Consider the following 19,412-nt stretch of genomic DNA (forward strand, 5'->3'; position numbering starts at 1 on the left):
AGCGGGCGGCGGTTCCGTGAAGCTATCGGGGGGCGTATGTTTTGGGTCACTGTGCAGTTGATCAATAACTATGCTCCAAATCAGGGCGGGGCCGTGTATTGTTATGTAGGCGCTGATGGAACCCTGACGATCAGTGATAGTTTATTTGAGAATAATGTTTCTAGATACGGTGGCGCGATTTATAACGATGGCTGCGTGACTACGATCAGTAATTCCACTTTTAAAACCAATCAGGCCGATAATGGCGTTCTTGGCAACGGCGGCGCTATTTATAACAGCACGCCTTTTACACCAGACCTTCTTACACTTACTGTAAACAATAGTCTGTTTCAAGGAAACAGCGCTTTGTATGATGGGGGCGGTTTATATAATGATGCCGGGGCGGCTGCTGTGCTTAATTTTGTTACGTTGAAATCCAACACAAGCGGATATGGCGGCGGATTGGAGAATAATGGCACGGTCACATTAAACGATAGCCTGGTCGATTCAAATATCGTCACGGGATCTGGCGGCGGCATTTGGAATTTGAGCGGAACCGTTAATTTGACGCGCACCCGGGTTGTCAATAATAGCGCGTATGAAGGCGGCGGTATTAACAGTTATGGAACTCACGTTGAGATCAATAATGCCAGTATCATGAATAACGTGACGACCGGTTCAAACGGCGGCGGTGTTTATATCAGCTCGGGGACCGCTTTTATTACCAATGCCACGATCAGTGGTAATCAGGCGGTTGGCGGAGGCGCCAATGGCGGCGGCGTTTATCACAACTCGAATGATAATTTGACAATGACGAATGTGACTCTGGCGAATAATCAGGCAGGGTCTTTGGGCGGTGGACTTTATCATTATGGCCGTTATGCGATTTTGACCAATGTGACCATTGGAGATAATACCGCCGGCGCTGCTGGAAATGCCATCTATGAAGATTCACCAAATTCATTTCTGGTTCAACTTAAAAATAGCGTGCTCTTTGGGAGTGCCAACAATTGCGATGGCGTGGCTTTTGACTCGCTTGGTTACAACATTAGCAAGGGAACTTGTTCTGCGTTGGATGAGCCGAGTGACCAGAATAACTTTGGCGGCAACCTCAACCTAAGTGCGTTGATGTTTAATGGCGGCGCATATCCCATGCAGACCATTGCTCCGCTTGCGGGCAGTCCATTGATCAATGCCGGGAATCTCTGCGGCGCTACTGATCAACGCGGCGGCGCGCGTGGGCGTGTGATATTGGCGCAGTGGAATATGGAGCTTTGGGCCCCATCTTTGCGGATGTGCCAACCGATTATTGGGCCTGGCAATATATTGAACGTTTATACGCTGCCGGCATAACTGGAGGCTGTTCAATCACCCCATTAAATTACTGCCCCGATTCAGGTGTGACCCGCGCACAAATGGCAATCTTTTTATTGAAAGGGATTCATGGCTCAAGCTATACGCCACCCGCAGTAAATGGTAATACCGGCTTCACCGATGTTGCTGCAGATTATTGGGCAGCCGCCTGGATCAAACAACTTGCTATTGAAGGCATTACCGGTGGATGTGGGGCAGGGGTTTACTGCCCTGATGCAACAGTCACGCGTGCGCAAATGGCGGTCTTCCTCTTGAAAGCGAAATACGGCTCATCTTATACAACGCCAGCCGTGGGAGCCAGCACGGGCTTCAATGATGTGGCAACAGATTACTGGGCAGCCGCTTTTATTAAGCAATTGGTAACAGAAGGCATTACCAGCGGATGCGGCAGCAGCAATTACTGCCCTGATTCCAATGTCACCCGCGCACAGATGGCAATCTTTTTAGTGAAGACATTTAACTTGCCATAGAAAGAATAAACACCAGGTTTTAAATCAAAAGAGCCATGAGATGAATCTTGCGGCTCTTTTGATTTCTCCGTCATCTCTCATAAGAATTGAGCTGCTTTGTTAGTACCAATAGGCCAGTAGTTTTATGAATAAAGGCGTAAAGAAATAGTACAATGAAGGTGATATTTATGGGGTTATTTAGGCTGAATTAATTGGAAAAAGTTGCTTTGATTAAAAGTTGATATGTCTAAAATTTACATAAATTGAAGCACATCACGTCATTTGTTTTATGTGTGGCAGACGCAGTTATGGAGGTGATCGGAATAATTATCTTATTGATCAAAAATATATTTTAAAGTTAAATCATGGTTCATTCTGGTTTTTCTGCTGTTGCCGTTGGTTTGTGAGATGTCTAGCATACAATTTATATAACCAGAGTTGAACGAATCGTTGCTGAAAAATCCCCAGTGACGGATATGGCAATATCATTGTATGTATCTTTATACAGATTTCTAAAGAGGAGCAAGTCTTCTCAAGGAGAAAGAAATGAAAAAAAATATTATTCTACTGACTTTAGTGTTAACGCTATTGGCGGCTTCTTTTAATGTACAGCCTGCGCGTGCCGCCAGCGCAGTGGTGGGGAATGGCACGCCCGCCTCCTGTACCGAAACTGCGTTTAATACCGCGTTGTCTGCAGCGAATAGTGGCGGCGGTACCATTACCTTTAACTGTGGCGCAGCGGTAACAACCATTAACTTTACTGCCCAGAAAAGTATTTTTGCAAATAATGTAACTATTAATGGGAATAACCTTATTATTCTTAGCGGTGGAAACACCACGCGCCTTTTTTATGTAAATGGTGGTCTGGTCTTTCATTTGCAAAATATTACTTTGAGCAATGGCAAGTCTTTGCAGGAAGGGGCTGCTGTTTATTCAATCGGATCACAGGTGTTTTTGGAGTCTGTGCAATTCCTTAATAATAATGCTACAAATCAGGGCGGGGCAGTGTATTGTAATGTGGGAACTGGCGGCACTTAATGTTAGCGGCAGTTTGTTTCAAGGGAATGTTTCGAAGGCCGGTGGTGCAATTTATAATGACGGTTGTACAGCTACGATCAGTAATTCAATCTTTAAGGCAAATCAAGCCAGTAGTGGTTCGGGTGGGCTGGGCGGGGCTATTCATAATGCAGCACCTTCCACACTCACGATGAGCAATAGTTTGCTTCAAGGGAACAGCGCTTTGGATGGCGGCGGTTTATATAATGATCTCGGGGCAGTTTCTGTGCTTAATTTTGTTACTTTGAAATCCAATACGGGTGGCTATGGCGGTGGATTAGAGAATGCCGGCACAACAACGCTAAACGACAGCCTGGTTGATGCAAATGTTGTCACCGGTGTCGGCGGCGGTATTTGGAATTTGTTTGGGACTGTTACTTTGGTGCGGACGCGGGTGACCAACAATAGCGCCTATGAAGGCGGTGGTATCAATAGCTACGGTACTCATATTGAGATCACCAATGCCAGTATCATGAATAACGTGACGACTGGTTCAAACGGCGGCGGTGTTTATATTAGTGTGGGAACGGCTTTTATTACCAATGCTACGATCAGTGATAATCACGCGGTGGGTGCCACGGCAAGCGGCGGCGGCGTTTATCACAGCTCAGACGGCAACCTAACGCTGACAAATGTAACGCTGGTAAATAATCAGGCGGGATATTTTGGCGGTGGTCTGTTTCATAGCAGCCGTTATGCGGTTTTGACCAATGTCACCATTGGAAACAATACGGCTGGTGTTGCTGGAAATGCCATCTATGAAGATTCTATAAACTCGTTCGTGGTTCAACTTAAGAATAGCGTGATCTTTGGCAGTACTAATAATTGCGATGGTTCACTTTTTGACTCGCTTGGGCATAATATCAGCATAGGCACTTGTTCTGCTTTGGATCAACCAAGTGACCAGAACAACTTTGGCGGCAATCTTAATTTGGGCAGCTTAACTTTTAATGGCGGCGCATTCCCAATGCAAACGATACTGCCGCTGGCTGGCAGCCCCTTGATCAATGCCGGAGATAATTGCAGTACTACCGATCAACGCGGCGCATCCCGGGTAGGCGTGTGTGATATTGGCGCTGTGGAATATGGAGCTTTAGGTCCCATTTTTGCAGATGCGCCAACTGATTATTGGGCCTGGCAATATGTTGAACGTTTATACGCTGCCGGCATAACTGGAGGCTGTTCAGTCACCCCATTAAATTACTGCCCCGATTCAGGTGTGACCCGCGCCCAAATGGCGATCTTCCTATTGAAAGGGATTCACGGTTCAAGCTATACTCCACCCGCCGTGGGAGGCAGTACCGGCTTCGGCGATGTAGCAACCGATTACTGGGCTGCCGCGTGGATTAAGCAATTAGCCGCCGAAGGCATCACCGGCGGCTGTGGCGGCGGAAATTACTGTCCCGATAACACCGTCACCCGGGCGCAAATGGCAGTCTTCTTAATGAAAGCCAAGAACGGCTCCAGTTATAGTCCGCCGGCCGTGGGAGGGAATACCGGCTTTAGTGATGTCGCAACCGATTACTGGGCCGCGGCTTTCATCAAGCAGCTCGTGGCAGACGGCATTACCAGCGGATGCGGCAATGGCAATTACTGTCCTGAATCAGATGTCACCCGCGCACAGATGGCGATCTTTTTAGTAAAGACATTTAATTTGCCGTAAATAAAAATTTTTCAATCCGGGAGTGTCTCGAAAAATTGAGATGCTCCCGGATTAATGAGTAGCATTGAATCTTTGAGGCAAAAAAATGAAAAATTACCGGCTTTATAAAACTTCATCCATCTTGTTCATCATTCTTCTGACGTTAACACTGATCGGCCAGACATCATTCATGGTTGCAGCCAGACCCGGTACGGCAATCAACAATAAAACATTGATTGCCAATAAAGCGATCGCCGGCTGGTCGTCGGAAATTCCAAACGGAGAAAAACGTCCTGTAGTAGTGTTTTTACCCGGCTGGGGCGGGTCGGGTTTCGTGAATGCCGGAGTATCTGGTCAGAATTCAAGTTTTATAAATGAAGGATATGTCACTTTATCGATTGGGTTTGACGAGATCAGCCCATGGGTCAGTGATATTAGCGCAAGAACCTTGCAAGGGCTTGATGCATTGTGCGGCGATTCTTCGATCCCTGCGAATTGCAACGCAATTATTTTAGTGGGAAGTTCCTATGGCGGGGCGCAAAATTATTGGGTGATGGAATATTTGCACAGTAATGGCTATCAAGGCAGAGCATTGGGATTTCTTTCGGAGGATGCCGGATATGCAGCTCCCGGCTATATCACCGACAATAATACCGGCGCGTTTACCCGTACGGGGCTGGCTGATACGGCTTCCTATAGCATTGCCATGATCGAGAATTTGGGCGACACAACATTCCCTGTGGATGAGTGTACCTGGGGAAATTGTGGTGCGCGGGAATTAAGCAATGCTCATCTGGCGCGCGGCGATGACAATGTCTTTAGCGTTTGTCCATCAGGCGGTGAACATGGGACGCGTGGTTATGTCGATTGGAATGCCTGGGTGATTTCAGCCATAAAAACAATGCTGCATGTTACCCACGGTGTTCCTGTATTTACCGGATACACCAACCCAACCCTGTCAGTTGGAAACACCTGTGTTACAAAGGTCTGGGTGTTTGATGATGTTCCCACCTTGTATTGGGCAAATAATTATATTGAACGTTTATATAGCGCCGGGGTCACAGGCGGCTGTTCGACCGTCCCATTGAATTACTGCCCTGACAGCACAGTTACTCGCGCACAAATGGCCGTCTTTCTTTTAAAAAGTATGCACGGTTCCAATTATGTGCCGCCCGCAGTCAATGGCAGCACAGGCTTCACGGATGTCTCTGCCGATTATTGGGCAGCCGCATGGATCAAACAACTTGCCGCTGAAGGCATCACCAGCGGATGCGGTCCGAGTATCTATTGTCCAGATTCAACGGTTACCCGCGCCCAAATGGCAATCTTCCTCTTGAAGGCCAAACACGGGGCAGCCTATGTACCTGTCAATGCTGGCGGAATATTCACCGACGTTCCCGTGGGGTATTGGGCCGATAAATGGATCGAACAACTTTCTGCTGAAGGAGTCACCTCTGGCTGTGGTAATGGGAATTATTGCCCCGATAACTCTGTTACTCGCGCAGAGATGGCAGTCTTTATTGTCAGGGCTTTTAATTTACCGTAGTAAATAAATATGTGGCGTATAATGTTTTGAATATTTTCAATTGGGCTTCCAATTGAAAATGACGTAGTCCGTTAATCTATTCAATATTTGTTCAATAGGAGATAAAAATGCATTCACATAAACAAAGAACACCTTTTTTCGTTTTTTCAATCGTGTTGATCTTTGCCATGCTCATGGTTATCTTTAGCCCTGTATCAGGCGCTCTGGCTCAGGATAATACGCCCCCTACACCCGAAGTTGGCGGGCAGATCGTAGGTGGTGTACTTGCGAGTGAGGGTGAATATCCGTGGCAGGTTGCATTAGTAGGCGGAAACGCTGTAAATGATTTTTATAGCAATTCCGCCACCTGGCAATTCTGCGGTGGTTCATTGATTGACCCGGAATGGGTTCTCACCGCAGCCCATTGTATAGCAGATGATTTCGGTACAGTGGTGAGCCCATCCAGTGTTGATATCGTCGCTGGTATATATAATTTGTTCACTCCTACCGCTGGGTATCAACAACGGAATGTCATTGAGATCATTAAACATCCGTCCTATAATCCTTCTACAAAAGACAATGATATTGCCTTGCTGAGACTGGAATCTCCAGTAACGATCGGTGGCAGCGGTGCAACCAAAACCGCTTTAATTCCTCTGGTCTCCTCCTCAGTTGGGAGCCTGGCAGGTGTTAACTCAACGGTTACGGGATGGGGAAATACTGAAATAGCTGGCTATCCTAAAGAGCTATATGAAGTGCAGGTTCCCATTATTACAAATTCAGTATGCGCTGATTCCAATCACTATGGCGGCGGAATAACAGGCAATATGTTGTGTGCTGGCTTTGATGCAGGCGGAAAAGACTCCTGTCAGGGTGATTCTGGCGGTCCTCTGGTTATATTTGATGGCAGCCAGTGGAAACTTGCCGGAGTTGTTTCATTTGGTATTGGCTGCGCTGAGCCATTCCTGCCGGGCGTTTACACTCGTGTATCTGAATATGTAAATTGGATAAGTAGTTATATATCCGTTTTTTCTGATGTCCCCATGGATTATTGGGCGAATAATTACATCGAACGCCTTGCCAATGCCGGCATCACCGGCGGATGCGGTACAGGTATTTATTGCCCTGATAATACAGTCACTCGCGCGCAAATGGCAGTCTTCTTATTGAAGGGGATTCATGGCTCAAGCTATGTCCCGCCTGCTGTGAACGCCGGCACTGGATTTACAGATGTTGCCACTGATTACTGGGCAGCAGCATGGATCAAACAGCTTGCCGCTGAAGGCATCACTGGTGGATGCGGCACGGGTGTCTATTGCCCCGATGCAACGGTTACCCGGGCGCAAATGGCGATCTTCCTTTTGAAAGCCAAGTACACTTCCTCTTATTCTCCCTCCAATGCTTCAGGAGTTTTCACAGATGTGCCCGTAGGGTATTGGGCTGATAAATGGATCGAACAGCTTGCTGTTGAAGGCATCACCGGCGGATGCGGCACGGGTATCTATTGCCCGGATAGTTCTGTTACGCGTGCTCAAATGGCTGTATTCCTGGTGAAGACGTTTAATCTGCCATAAAGAATTGACCGCTGTCTTGTAGTTAAGAAATTTCTGAAATAATTATGAATCAAAAAGGGATGCGAGACCATGGTCTCGCGGCTCTTTGATTCATGAACGAATAACTTCTATGGCAGGTTGAAAGCCTTGACGAGGAAGACCGCCATCTGTGCTCTTGTGACCGAGTCTTCGGGACAGTAATTCCCATTGCCGCAACCAGCGGTGATGCTATCGGCAACCAATTGCTTGATAAAAGCCGCAGCCCAATAATCGGTTGCTACATCACTAAAGCCAGTGCTGCCTCCCACAGCGGGCGGACTGTAACTAGAGCCGTTCTTGGCTTTCATTAAGAAGACAGCCATCTGTGCCCGGGTGACGGTGCTATCGGGGCAGTAGTTTCCGCCGCCGCATCCGCCAGTGATGCCTTCGGCAGCGAGTTGCTTGATCCATGCGGCTGCCCAGTAATCGGTGGTGACATCACCAAAGTTGGTATTGCCATTCACTGCGGGTGGCGCATAACTTGAACCGTGAATCCCTTTCAATAGGAAGATCGCCATTTGCGCGCGAGTGACAGTACTATCGGGGCAGTAATTTAACGGGATGTTTGAGCAGCCACCAGTTATGCCAGCGCCGTATAGGCGTTCGATGTAGCTATTTGCCCAATAGGATGTTGGCACATCTGCAAATGTAGATAGTTTGTTTTCAAGTTTGGAGATAAAAACATCAACATCACCAAGGCTGGTTAAGTTGGCTGTGCCTGTGCCAGGGTCAAAATCTCCGGTGCCGTCAAAGGCTCCGGTTGTGTAGACGTTGCCTTGCGAATCTAATGTGATGGCTCGCCCCGATGTATAGTCCATACCGCTTAAGCTCTTGGCCCAGACGAAGTTGCCGTCGGTATCCAGCTTGGAGAGGTAGGCATCCGTATAGATGCTTGGGTTGGTTAGGTTGAAGGTAGCTGCACCGGGGTCAAAATCTGCAATGCCGTCAAACTCACCTGTTGTGTAAACATTACCGATTGAGTCTACGGCGATGCCGTAGCTATATTTAAAGCTATCACCAGTGGGAGGGATTGTTCCGTTTCCATCCAATGCTTTGGCCCAAACGAAGCCGCCGTTACTGTTCAGCTTGGAGATGTAGATGCCCAGGTCTCCTATGTTGTTCAGATTGAATACGGCCACTGCGTCGGGATCGAAATCAGTGAGGCCGTAGAAATATCCTGTTGTGTAAACATTGCCATTTGAGTCTAAGGCAATATCCACGGATACGTCGCCGCCGTTGCTCTTAGCCCAAAGAAAATTACCGGCGCTGTCAAGCTTGGAAGTGAAGGAGGCTTGATCAACAGTGGTTATATTGAATGTGCCTGCGCCGGGGTCAAAGTCCACAGTTTGGTTAAAGTAGCCCGTCGTGTGAACGTTACCGCTTGAGTCTACGGCGATGCCGAGTCCGCCCTCAGAAGAAACGCTGCCCATGACTTTTGCCCAGACGAAGTTTCCGTTGGTATCGAGCTTGGAAATGAAGACATCACCATCGCCAATGGTATTCACGGTGGCAATACCTACGCCGGGGTCAAAGTCGGCAGACGCACTTTCTATGCGCCCCGTTGTGAGGACGTTTCCGTTTGAGTCTATGGCGATGGATGATGCGTAATCCCAGCTTGATCCACCGATGCCTTTGGCCCAGACGAAGTTTCCGTCGGTATCGAGTTTGGCGATGAATATATCCACTATACCAGCGCTGGTCAGGTTAAATGTAGCTGCGCCAGGGTTAAAGTCGGCAGTCCCTTGAAATTGCCCGGTGACATAGACATTGCCGTTTGAGTCTAGGGCGATGTCATTGGAATCATCATATTGACTGCCACTGTCTGAGTTTGTACTCCCCATTCTTTTAGCCCAGACAAAGTTTCCGCTGCTATCAAGTTTGGAGATAAAAATATCAGTTCCACCGATGCTGGTCAGGTTAAATGTGGCAGCGCCGGGGTCAAAGTCGACAGTATCTTGAAAATGCCCGGTTGTGTAAACATTACCGTTTAAGTCTACAGCGATGGATCTGCCGTAATCAAGGTCCGTTCCGCCAAAACCCTTAGCCCAGAGGAAATCTCCGCTGGAGGATAATGGTTTTGCAAGCGATCCCGCTTAGGCGGGGAATACACCTGCCAATAAAAACATCACGATGAATAATGCTGAGAACATTTTGGAAATCTTATTTTTTGTAAACATACCCTCTCCTTTTTTGGCTGTAATGATTTGGATGAAGTTTTCCAAACATAAGCAACCATTGTACTATGACAAATAAGATGTTTATTATCGGGATGGGGAATCAAAAGAGCCGTAAGACCAAGGTCTCGCGGCTCTTTTGATTCATGAACTACTTGTCTCTACGGCAAATTAAACGCCTTCACTAAAAACACCGCCATCTGTGCCCGTGTGACCGAGTCTTCAGGACAGTAATTCCCATTGCCGCAGCCAGCGGTAATGCCGTCTGCCACGAGTTGCTTGATGAAAGCCGCGGCCCAGTAATTGGTTGCGACATCACCAAAGCCAGTGCTGCCTCCCACGCCGGGCGGACTATAGTTGGAGCCGTTCTTCGCTTTCATTAAGAAGACTGCCATTTGCGCACGGGTGACGGTGTTATCAGGACAGTAATTCCCGCCGCCACAGCCGCCGGTGATGCCTTCGGCAGCTAATTTGATCCACGCGGCAGCCCAGTAATCGGTTGCTACATCGCCGAAGCCGGTATTGCCTCCCACGGCGGGTGGGGTATAGCCTGAGCCATGAATCCCTTTCAATAAGAAGACTGCCATCTGTGCGCGTGTGACGGTGTTATCAGGGCAGTAAATACCTGTGCTACATCCACCGGTGATGCCGGCGTGGCAAGACGCTCGATGTAATTTCACGCCCAATAAGCTAAGTGACACATCTGTAAATGTTTGCCAAGACGGAGCGCCAGTTTCATGAATAAATATGTCCAAAAGCTATGTTGTTTAATCTGCATTACCAGATTTGTGGCTGATGATTGAAATACAACGAATCGACCGTCCGCTGAAAGGGAACTATGCCCTACACCAGAGCCACCATTTGATTAGTGCCATTTGTTGCGCAACTGAAGCCCGTGTAGAAGCCTGAATCGTGTACAAGATCATGTACAAAGACATCCGAGAGGCCATTTTCCGTTAGATTAGTATCGTTGCTTACCGAGGTTGTTAGCGTAGAGGTTGAATGCCACGTAGCGTCCATCTGCTGAAATGGATTGGGTAATAGGAAATGTTATTTCCCTGATTTCCAGTTGAATCTCTAATGAACGTAGTAGGTTATACCCCGCAAGAGATCATGTACAAAGCCATCTCTTACATCGTTGGTGTCTTCATGTCAACCGTTGCTCGCATAAGAGTAAAGCAACATAGCGGCCATTAGCGGAGATAGCAAGATCATATTCTCCTGCGTCGTCATTACCTTGTGTTCCACTTGAACTAATTGAAACTCGAGTCGTGGTTCCGGTTAAATTATCGTAAACAAAGATGTCATCTACAAATTTGTGTCACCATTTACCAAATTACTAGCTTTTGAGAGAAATGCTATATAACGTCCGTCGGATGAAATAGAAGGAAATAGAAGAGTCGCTGTTTCCTTCTACGCCCTGAGTTAACTGAACCCGTGTGGTGCTTCCAGTTGTAAATCTCGTACAAAATATCTTCCCATCCTTTTGGTCTCCATCCACAAGGTTGTTAGCGATTGATCTGATAAATGAAACATACCGCCCATTAAAGAAATCCACAAGGATGCAGGCCAGCAATAAGTGTTTGTTCTCTTTTTGAGTTGACTGATACACGAACAGTAGTTTTGGCCACAAGATCGTGTACGAAAATATCGCTTCTGTTGTTTGTGTCGCCGATTACGAGATTGTTGTATCTGATTGGAATGCTATGTAGCGTCCATCTATTGAAATAGATGGATGAGGAATTCCCTTCCTTGAACGCCACTTGAACTGGACTGAAACAAGGAGGTATTCCTGTGGCAAGGTCATGTACGAAAACATCTGAAGCCAACTTTTGATCGTTACTTATTAAACTCCAAGCATAAGAGTAAAATGTTACATAGCGCGTCCATCTAGAGAAATGGCAGGGAGAACAGAGTCCGCTATTTTTTTGGGTGCCATTTGTGCTTAAGATATCATTGTTGTGTTGCCAGCAGTACCAAGACAGAAGTAACTAGGATGAATGCGAAGAGAAACGTTATTACCGTGGCTGAAAACTTACGAATAAATTTACTTTAGTCTCCCTGGTTTGGATGATTTTATGTATTTGATTTTTGAAGAATAGTAAAATTATAATGGGGTATTAAATTATTGATTTTAAGAAAAATGAGACAGCTACATCTTGATAGATGATCGTAAAAAGAGCCGCGAGACCATGGTCTCGTGGCCTCTTCTAATTACCAATTACCTAATTACTACCTTACAACCCCGCAGCCTTCTTCAAAGCAGCGGCCTTATCAGTCTTTTCCCATGGGAACTCGATATCGTCGCGGCCAAAGTGACCGTACGCGGCGGTCTTGCGATAGATCGGGCGGCGCAGGTCAAGGTCATGGATGATCGCGCCGGGGCGCAGGTCAAAGAATTCGCTGACGAGTGCAGAGATTTTCTCATCCGCAATTTTAGCGGTGCCAAAAGTCTCAACATTGACAGAGAGTGGGTGAGCCACGCCGATGGCGTACGCCACCTGCACTTCCACGCGGTCAGCCAAACCAGCGGCCACAATGTTCTTGGCTACATAGCGCGCGGCATACGCAGCAGAGCGATCGACCTTTGTGGGGTCTTTCCCTGAGAACGCACCGCCGCCATGACGACCCATGCCGCCGTAGGTATCCACGATGATCTTACGGCCGGTCACACCCGCATCGCCCATTGGACCGCCGATAACAAAAGATCAACACGGTATCAATGCGCTTGGGCTTGCCCTGTGAATATTCAACAGTGACCTGACTCTTGCCATCGGGGCGCAGCCAGGGGAGTGTGCCGTCTTTGCGAAGTTCGCTTAAGCGGCGTGATAATTTATGAGCCATGTAAATTGGCATCGGCATTAAGGTCGGGGTTTCATTACAGGCAAAGCCAAACATCATACCCTGATCGCCCGCACCCACATGTTCAATGCCGGCGTCTTTCATTTCACCGCTTTTATCTTCCATCGCATGGTCAACGCCCAAAGCGATATCTGCGCTCTGGCTGGCAACGGCTGAAAGCACGGCACAAGTATTGCCGTCAAAGCCTTTGTCGCTGCTATCGTAGCCGATCTCATTCACCACTTTGCGCACGAGCTCATCAAAATTTACATACGCATTGGTTGTGATTTCGCCCAACAATGCCACGAAACCGGTTTTCACTGCGGTTTCACAAGCCACACGCGACATCGGATCCTGCTCAAGACAGGCATCCAAAACTGCGTCCGAGATCTGATCGCAGATCTTATCAGGGTGTCCTTCGGTGACCGATTCTGATGTGAACATCAAACTCGGTGAAGACATAAAAGTGTTACTCATTTGTTTCTCCTTAAGAAAATATAATTGCCCTTTCAGCGTGCGAAAGGGCAATTATGCATAATGCTATCTACCCTCTCATCTCCCAGAAATGTATCTGTCGGATTTGGCACCATATTCAACTTTCGCTGACTGGTTGTCGAGACATCGCAGGGCCGTTCCCTCCGTCTCTCTGGATAAGAGCGCCGTATTGGGGCTATTGAATTGTGTCGGGATAATACCATAAGCAGGTGGATGAGTAAAGATAAAGCACCGCATCTTACTTAACTGTTGGTTGATTCTGTTTTAATGATCACTCACGCATCTGAATCCGATCTTTGCAGAACTGCGTCCATAGTATGCGGCATCATTTTGCAAAGCGGAAGGGTCCGGCCCTGCTTCATATCCACGGTTTGAAATTCTTAACATCGAAGCATCGTCTTGAAACGACCCACCGCGGATTACGCGCATGGAGTTCAACCCTCCATTCTCCGGGCCCGTGGGATTATCCGCCGGAGACTCTGCGTAATAGTTCCCTTTATAAAAATCAGCCACCCATTCCCAAACATTGCCCGCCATATCCAACGCGCCAAATGGGCTGATCCCTGTCGCATACGTGCCAACACGCGTGGTATCCCCGACAATATTTAACGAGTTGGAATTATTCGCATTCGGCAATTCCCCGCCCCAAGGGTAGGTGTTTACACTGTCACCGCGCGCAGCACGTTCCCATTCCGCTTCGGTGGGGAGGCGGCGGCCTGCCCATTGGCAATATGCGTTCGCGTCATACCATGTGACCTGGATCACGGGGTAATCTTGAAATTCAGGATTACCATAATAATCCAGCCGATTATCTGAGGTAACGTTGGCCGGCGGTCTGCACACTCCGGCTTCAACACATAATGCATACATGCCATTGACCACTTCCACTTGATCGACCCAGAATGCGTTGATCTGAACCGAATGCGCGGGCAATTCATCGTTTTCAAGCAGCACATCCAACCCGCCCATCTTGACTGTCCCAGCCGGAACAAAGAGTTGAGTCATACCGTCGATCGGTGAAATTTTCACCGTCTCAGGGGTAGCGGTAGGGATGGGGGTGGATGTGGCGACAGGTGTCGCCGTCAATGGAACCACTGTGGCCGTGGATGTCATGATCGCCTCTGCCGTAGCCGTTGGCGCGAAAGGCGTATTCGTACTTTGACAAGCTGCGAGGAACAAGATAATAAGCGGGAGAAACGTTTTTTTCATGGATACCTTGTAAGGATATAAAATATTTTTATTGAATGGTAGCGACCTGATAGTTTGATTTTAAGACCCGGATAATTTTTTTTTTGATCGAAATGAATTGCGTATTACAAGTTGCTGGCTTAAAGTTGGGACGTTTTAGGAGACCCGCTTTTGCCTCGAAACCCACAGATCTTCGAGGATTTTATAAATTTATTCTGTATGCGCTCCGCAGTAAACATGTTCGGGGTTTTTCCGGTCAATACAAAATCTATGGCAATGGTCCCGGACTTTTTACATGACGGCAACTTGAATTAGTAGATTTGACCTCTTGCATAAGTAAAGCGCTGTAAACTACAAAATCACTAAGTTTTTTGCCCTTGAGTTTCACTGCACTGAACTGTAACGCGGTGTAAGTGTCGAGGCTTTGTGTCTTATTACCCTGCAGGTTGTGAAAAAAATAGACTTTTGCAAGAGGTCTGATGATCCCAACACCAATCTCGAAGAGATGAAATGATTGTAGATATAACGCGTGGTAGAAATATCAACCCCGAAGGGGTGACATAATGTTACGTCACATAAACAGATCATTGAACCAGATCAATTGCCTTTTGTGCCTGATCTTCAAAAAAGTTAGGATTAATTTTATCCGCTTTTTCCCATGCTTTGAGTGCGCCGCTGTAATCGCCGTTACGATATAAACCAAAGCCATACCATAGCCATGCTTCTTCAGACATATCTGTTATGCCTCTGGCGTAATCGGTTAAGACAAGCAGGTCTTCATTTCTGTTTGAGTGGAAGTATGCCAGGAACGGCCCGAATTGATAGCGGAACATACGCAAAGGCAGACCAAGCTCGCGCGCTTTGTCATAAGCCAGTGCTGCTTCTTCATAGCGGTCAAAGTAGACAAGGTTACTGCCAAGATTAAACCAGGTAAACGCGTCAGCCGAGTCTTTGCCGGCAGCGGCTTGGGATGAGTCCAATGCATTTTGCCGATTCAGGCTTGGGTCCCAGTCTGAACCGAGCAGGGTTTTTATCTCCTCTTCAAATTGAGGGAAATACATCACGATGTAGAGGTTGTTGAAGGGGCGCCATTCCTCTTCCAGTTTGGTGTAGGAAATTTTTAGATCTGCGCCGTGGTAGGAATCCTGAATGGTGAATTCCTGCGCGCCATCATCGTAGCCCGTGATCAAAAGATAATGCGCCGCCCAAAGATCATCAGTGGGGCCGAGGGCATCGTTCGGGTCGAGTGATGTGACACTTTCAACAATGACCGGATAATTCGCTGCCAGTAAACGCTTGAGTAATTCAACACTTCCGCCCACGCGATATTCAAGATTTAACCATCCCGCTTGTGTGCGGACGTAGTAACGTAATTCTTCAGGGTTTACATTACGATCGCCTGTAATGGGTTTGATGAAATTGGCGATCCCGGTTTGATTGCCTTCCCAGCCATACATGTGCAATGCCATGGAGAGCGCAGCGGGTCCGCAGTTGTTGGGCGTCTGCTGTTCATATGCCGGCGATTGGATGGAAGCCTGCGCAGGTAATGGGGCAAAAGTGGCAGTGGGTGTGATGGAAGGTGTGAGATTAACAATGGGTGTGAGGGTTGCTGTTGCGAGGGTGGTTGGTGTGGCAGGTGGCGGGGTGACGGGCAGCGCTGTGGGTACAGGACCAACAGGGTTGATCACGTTTTTTGCGTAGATCGCAAATTTTTCGATGCGCCATGATACAACTGAGTTTATATACGGTATTTGATAGAGTAAGACCGCCAGCAGGAGCAAACCCGCCAGCCCGAAAAAGGTTATTTTTATACGTTTGGACATGTGGGGAGTTTACCACGCGATTATGAAATGAAAATTAGGTAAGAAGATGCGTGTTTTGGAAGTCTGTTTTGATACGTTAAAATTGCATAAACATACCGAAAGCAGTTTTTGACTTGACGCTCTTCTCTCTCGCTATTATCATAAAAATTATTGGAGAATTTATCAGTTATGACTCTTGATTCTGAAGCACTGCGCACTGCCATGCGTGCCTGGTCTGCGGGTGTGACCGTTGTGACGGCTGTCCATGAAGGAAATACACACGGCATGACTGTTAACTCGTTTACATCCATTTCATTGGAGCCTGCCATTATCACCATCTCGTTGCAGGCTTCCACGCGCACGTATGAGCTTGTATCCAAATCGCGCGCGTTTGGGTTGACCATGCTTTCTGTTGAACAGACAAAAATTTCAGATATGTTTGCCGGGCGTATGCCTGAGATCGAAGACCGCTTTGCCGACCTTCCAACAGAGACGCTTGTCACTGGTTCTCCTTTGATCGTGGGCGGACTGGCCTGGCTCGACTGCCGTGTGTTGGAAACCTATGATGCGGGCATGAACATTTTATTTATCGCTCAAGTGCTTGCTGCGCGCGGAATTGGCGGTGAGCCATTGATGTATCACAATCGTAAATATTGGAAGCTGGCACAATTGGAGTAGCCCGGATTGGTCGTCATATTCGAGGAGTAATCCGGTCTGCGGGAGGGAACCATGACTGATTCACTAACAATTGGGGAGAAGAAAATTCTTTTGCGCCTGGCGCGCGAAGCCATGACGTTTGCGGTAATGGGGAATAAATTGCCGCCTTTGGATTTGAACTCTTTGTCTTTGCCCTTGCGTGAGAATGGCGCGTCCTTTGTAACACTGACCATTAACGATGAATTGCGTGGTTGTATCGGTACGCTTGAAGCGCATCAATCATTGGCTGAAGATGTGCGTGAACACGCAGTCGCTGCTGCGCTTGAAGATCCGCGCTTCCCACCCGTAGATAAAACTGAATTAAACAGGATCAGGCTTGAGGTGTCGCGTTTGACCGCTCCTCATGCGCTGGAATATTCTTCCAGTGAAGACCTGCTCAAAAAGCTGAATCCGCATGTGGATGGCGTCATCTTAAAAAGCGATCATCGCCGCGCAACATTTTTGCCGCAGGTTTGGCAGAAGATTCCCAGCCCCGAAGATTTCCTGGATCATTTGTGTGTCAAGATGGGCGCGCGGTCTGATCTGTGGCAAAAAACAAAGTTGCAGGTTTATATTTATCAGGTTGAAGAATTCCACGAATAAAGACAACAAGCGGTAAAATACGTGCATGGCTGATTTTTCTCAAGGTGATAAACCCGACGATACAATGTTTCAGGATGCGGTGGATGCACTGCGGCGTGGAGATAAACCGCGCGCCAAGGAACTTCTTACGCTTCTGCTTAAGGCGGATCAGAATAACCCGACGTATTGGGTTTGGTTAAGCGCCTCAATGGATAACGCCAAGGAGCGCATTTACTGCCTGCAAACAGCGCTCAAATTGGACCCTGAAAATGGTACGGCGAAACGGGGTTTGATCTTGCTCGGAGCTTTAACTCCTGACGAAACCGTTCAACCATTTCAAATGAACCGTCCGCGTGCGTGGGAGGAAAAACTTTTGCTTGCGAATGAAAAGCCAAAGGAAAGAGGCTTGAAGGCGCTTGCGAAAAATCCTGTCACTCGTTTGGCGGGTGTGGTTATGGTGGGGGTGGGGTTATGTGCGGCTGTGGTGTTTGGCTTTGTGTTGCCGCGCCAATCAACCATTCGCCCGACAGAGACAAATACTCCCGGGCCTTCACCCACCTATACTGCCACGCCGACTGTCTTCGGGGCCACCGCCGCACCGACAAAATCCTTTGTGGGCCCAACTCCATTGTGGATGATGCTGCCCGAAACGTATACTCCCACTGCTTTATATGTGAATACACAGCGTCCGCCTCAATCAAGAGATCAGTATCGCTCTGCAGAAATTGCCTTTAAAGAATCAGGATTGGGATGCCTATATCTCAAATATGGAATTGATCATTCCGCTTGAGCCCTGATTCTCCAGATGTATATTACCTGATCGGTGAAGCCTATCGATTTAAAGGACAGGGGACCAATGCGTTGAAAGCCTACAACAGCGCTCTGGAAGTTGATCCGAATTTTGGTGCGGCGTATCTTGGGCTGGCACGCGCACGATTAATGAATGAGCCAGGGTTTAAAGCCGAGTTTCTGTTCGATGAAGCCATCAGGCTTTGAACCGGATTTTGGCGAGATCTATATTGAGCGCGCACGTTATTTTATAAACAGGAAAGACCCTGAAGCGGCTATTGTAGATCTTGAAACGGCTGCCGATCTGATGCCCGATTCACCGGCGGTCTATATGACGTATGCGAATGCCTATATCGCGCTTGAAGATGAAAAGAAGGCACTCGAAGCGGCAGAGAAAGCCTATTCGTTGGATATTACCGCGCTGCCGGTTTATTCACTTTTGGGCGGGTTGTATATTGATAATGGAAAATATCAACAGGCGATTGAAGCGCTTGAGTTGTATGTTGTCTATGAAACAGAAGATGCGACTGCTTTTGCCATGTTGGGGCAGGCTTATTTTGAATTGAAAGACTACAAGTCTGCTGTGCGATATCTGGATCAGGCGTATACGTTGAATCCTTCTGGTCTGAGAAGATATTATGTTTATCGTGGTCTTGCTCATCTTGAGTTGGATGATATAGATCAGGCGGTTGAAGACATTGAAAAAGCCTACGAAGTGGATGAGCGTTCTTTTGAGATCAATCTGGCTTTGGTCCGCGCTTATTTTGTGCAGGAGAAGTTTGGCACAGCGTTCCTGAAAGTGGAAGCGCTCAAGTCTTTGGCTGAGACTGATGAACAAACAGCTTATGTGCTTTACTGGCGCGCATTAATCCAGGAGAAGCGTGAAGAATCAAAGGAAGCGGTTGACGATTGGCAGGAGTTACTTGCCATGGACCCGGATGTGATGACGCCTGAAATGCGCGCCGAAGCGGAGCAGCATCTTAAGGCAGTTGTGACAGCGACGAATACGCCCAAGGCGCTGACGGCAACTTCAACACCGAAGGTGAGTGGTTCTGTGACGGTGACAAAAACCCCGAAGCCAGGCGGTTCAACGCCAACACGTACGCCAACTCCCAAGCGGACGCCGACCCCAACCCCGACACGGACGCCGTAGAGGGGAATCAGGTTTAGGTAAATGGGTAAGAAGTAGATAGGTAGATAGGTAGATAAGTAGATAATAGAAAAGAGA

General features: G+C 47.8%; 15 protein-coding genes, 2 pseudogenes and 1 riboswitch. Of the genes and pseudogenes, 11 read left to right on the plus strand and 6 right to left on the minus strand.

The features are described 5' to 3' along the window. The 6 genes from IPL71_RS16415 to IPL71_RS16440 form a co-directional block, all read left to right on the plus strand. Positions 1 to 1,332 (plus strand): choice-of-anchor Q domain-containing protein (locus tag IPL71_RS16415; protein WP_345323487.1); only part of this gene is annotated, 1,332 nt, incomplete at its 5' end. After that, complete coding sequence (locus tag IPL71_RS16420; RefSeq protein WP_345323489.1) at positions 1,254 to 1,823, plus strand: S-layer homology domain-containing protein; 570 nt, start codon at positions 1,254 to 1,256, stop codon at positions 1,821 to 1,823. The genes IPL71_RS16415 and IPL71_RS16420, both read left to right, overlap by 79 nt. A gap of 525 nt (positions 1,824 to 2,348) precedes the next feature. Continuing rightward, positions 2,349 to 2,840, plus strand: coding sequence for a hypothetical protein (locus IPL71_RS16425; RefSeq protein ID WP_345323490.1), 492 nt, complete (start codon positions 2,349 to 2,351; stop codon positions 2,838 to 2,840). Further along, on the plus strand, positions 2,818 to 4,521 hold the full coding sequence (locus tag IPL71_RS16430; RefSeq protein ID WP_345323491.1) for an S-layer homology domain-containing protein: 1,704 nt from the start codon (positions 2,818 to 2,820) through the stop codon (positions 4,519 to 4,521). The genes IPL71_RS16425 and IPL71_RS16430 overlap by 23 nt, the downstream gene beginning before the upstream one ends. Before the next feature lie 85 nt (positions 4,522 to 4,606). Then, positions 4,607 to 6,046, plus strand: a complete 1,440-nt coding sequence (locus tag IPL71_RS16435) for an S-layer homology domain-containing protein (RefSeq protein WP_345323493.1) — start codon at positions 4,607 to 4,609, stop codon at positions 6,044 to 6,046. Positions 6,047 to 6,153: 107 nt separating this feature from the next. Beyond that, positions 6,154 to 7,599 (plus strand): trypsin-like serine protease, encoded by a 1,446-nt coding sequence (locus IPL71_RS16440; RefSeq protein WP_345323495.1) that lies wholly within the window; start codon positions 6,154 to 6,156, stop codon positions 7,597 to 7,599. A gap of 107 nt (positions 7,600 to 7,706) precedes the next feature. Here the strand turns inward: IPL71_RS16440 and IPL71_RS16445 are convergent, their stop codons facing one another. The 6 genes and pseudogenes from IPL71_RS16445 to IPL71_RS16465 form a co-directional block, all read right to left on the minus strand. Beyond that, positions 7,707 to 9,458 carry an S-layer homology domain-containing protein gene (locus IPL71_RS16445; protein WP_345323497.1) on the minus strand — a complete coding sequence of 584 codons (1,752 nt, stop codon included), beginning with the start codon at positions 9,456 to 9,458 and terminating at the stop codon, positions 7,707 to 7,709. A gap of 126 nt (positions 9,459 to 9,584) precedes the next feature. Continuing rightward, positions 9,585 to 9,641: pseudogene (locus IPL71_RS26095) on the minus strand (SBBP repeat-containing protein); the annotation flags it as partial. A 311-nt stretch (positions 9,642 to 9,952) separates the two neighbouring features. Then, positions 9,953 to 10,471 carry an S-layer homology domain-containing protein gene (locus IPL71_RS16450; RefSeq protein WP_345323499.1) on the minus strand — a complete coding sequence of 173 codons (519 nt, stop codon included), beginning with the start codon at positions 10,469 to 10,471 and terminating at the stop codon, positions 9,953 to 9,955. Positions 10,472 to 12,028: 1,557 nt separating this feature from the next. Next, a pseudogene (locus IPL71_RS16455) lies at positions 12,029 to 13,109 on the minus strand (methionine adenosyltransferase). 72 nt (positions 13,110 to 13,181) lie between these two features. Further along, a riboswitch (SAM riboswitch) is annotated at positions 13,182 to 13,289 on the minus strand. Between the two features lie 102 nt (positions 13,290 to 13,391). After that, positions 13,392 to 14,336 (minus strand): formylglycine-generating enzyme family protein, encoded by a 945-nt coding sequence (locus tag IPL71_RS16460; RefSeq protein WP_345323501.1) that lies wholly within the window; start codon positions 14,334 to 14,336, stop codon positions 13,392 to 13,394. A 563-nt stretch (positions 14,337 to 14,899) separates the two neighbouring features. After that, positions 14,900 to 16,138 (minus strand): C39 family peptidase, encoded by a 1,239-nt coding sequence (locus tag IPL71_RS16465; RefSeq protein WP_345323503.1) that lies wholly within the window; start codon positions 16,136 to 16,138, stop codon positions 14,900 to 14,902. A 168-nt stretch (positions 16,139 to 16,306) separates the two neighbouring features. Here IPL71_RS16465 and IPL71_RS16470 point away from each other — a divergent pair, with 168 nt between their 5' ends. Genes IPL71_RS16470 through IPL71_RS16490 form a run of 5 tightly spaced genes read left to right on the plus strand, consistent with a single transcriptional unit; the run spans position 16,307 to position 19,337 of the window. Then, the gene (locus IPL71_RS16470) at positions 16,307 to 16,795 is read left to right on the plus strand and encodes a flavin reductase family protein (protein WP_345323505.1); all 489 of its coding nucleotides are present in this window, start codon (positions 16,307 to 16,309) and stop codon (positions 16,793 to 16,795) included. A 51-nt stretch (positions 16,796 to 16,846) separates the two neighbouring features. Next, entirely contained in the window at positions 16,847 to 17,416 is a 570-nt protein-coding gene (gene amrA / locus IPL71_RS16475; protein ID WP_345323507.1) for an AmmeMemoRadiSam system protein A, read from the plus strand. 25 nt (positions 17,417 to 17,441) lie between these two features. Next, positions 17,442 to 18,185 (plus strand): tetratricopeptide repeat protein, encoded by a 744-nt coding sequence (locus IPL71_RS16480; RefSeq protein ID WP_345323509.1) that lies wholly within the window; start codon positions 17,442 to 17,444, stop codon positions 18,183 to 18,185. Further along, a complete protein-coding gene (locus IPL71_RS16485; protein WP_345323511.1) occupies positions 18,182 to 18,391 on the plus strand; it encodes a tetratricopeptide repeat protein in 210 nt (69 codons plus the stop codon). Before IPL71_RS16480 ends, IPL71_RS16485 begins: the two co-directional genes overlap by 4 nt. Beyond that, on the plus strand, positions 18,372 to 19,337 hold the full coding sequence (locus tag IPL71_RS16490; RefSeq protein WP_345323513.1) for a tetratricopeptide repeat protein: 966 nt from the start codon (positions 18,372 to 18,374) through the stop codon (positions 19,335 to 19,337). Before IPL71_RS16485 ends, IPL71_RS16490 begins: the two co-directional genes overlap by 20 nt. Positions 19,338 to 19,412: the final 75 nt, after the last annotated feature.

The organism is Candidatus Villigracilis proximus (genome assembly GCF_016717045.1).
Lineage (GTDB): Bacteria > Chloroflexota > Anaerolineae > Anaerolineales > Villigracilaceae > Villigracilis > Villigracilis proximus.

What these genes read in the sequence shown, in the direction of transcription:
- IPL71_RS16425 (WP_345323490.1), top strand. Translation starts at nt 2,349, where the DNA reads ATGAAAAAAAATATTATTCTACTGACTTTAGTGTTAACGCTATTGGCG.
- IPL71_RS16430 (WP_345323491.1), top strand. Translation starts at nt 2,818, where the DNA reads ATGTGGGAACTGGCGGCACTTAATGTTAGCGGCAGTTTGTTTCAAGGG.
- IPL71_RS16435 (WP_345323493.1), top strand. Translation starts at nt 4,607, where the DNA reads ATGAAAAATTACCGGCTTTATAAAACTTCATCCATCTTGTTCATCATT.
- IPL71_RS16440 (WP_345323495.1), top strand. Translation starts at nt 6,154, where the DNA reads ATGCATTCACATAAACAAAGAACACCTTTTTTCGTTTTTTCAATCGTG.
- IPL71_RS16445 (WP_345323497.1), bottom strand. Translation starts at nt 9,458, where the DNA reads ATGGGGAGTACAAACTCAGACAGTGGCAGTCAATATGATGATTCCAAT.
- IPL71_RS16460 (WP_345323501.1), bottom strand. Translation starts at nt 14,336, where the DNA reads ATGAAAAAAACGTTTCTCCCGCTTATTATCTTGTTCCTCGCAGCTTGT.
- IPL71_RS16465 (WP_345323503.1), bottom strand. Translation starts at nt 16,138, where the DNA reads ATGTCCAAACGTATAAAAATAACCTTTTTCGGGCTGGCGGGTTTGCTC.
- IPL71_RS16470 (WP_345323505.1), top strand. Translation starts at nt 16,307, where the DNA reads ATGACTCTTGATTCTGAAGCACTGCGCACTGCCATGCGTGCCTGGTCT.
- amrA (WP_345323507.1), top strand. Translation starts at nt 16,847, where the DNA reads ATGACTGATTCACTAACAATTGGGGAGAAGAAAATTCTTTTGCGCCTG.
- IPL71_RS16480 (WP_345323509.1), top strand. Translation starts at nt 17,442, where the DNA reads ATGGCTGATTTTTCTCAAGGTGATAAACCCGACGATACAATGTTTCAG.
- IPL71_RS16490 (WP_345323513.1), top strand. Translation starts at nt 18,372, where the DNA reads ATGAAGCCATCAGGCTTTGAACCGGATTTTGGCGAGATCTATATTGAG.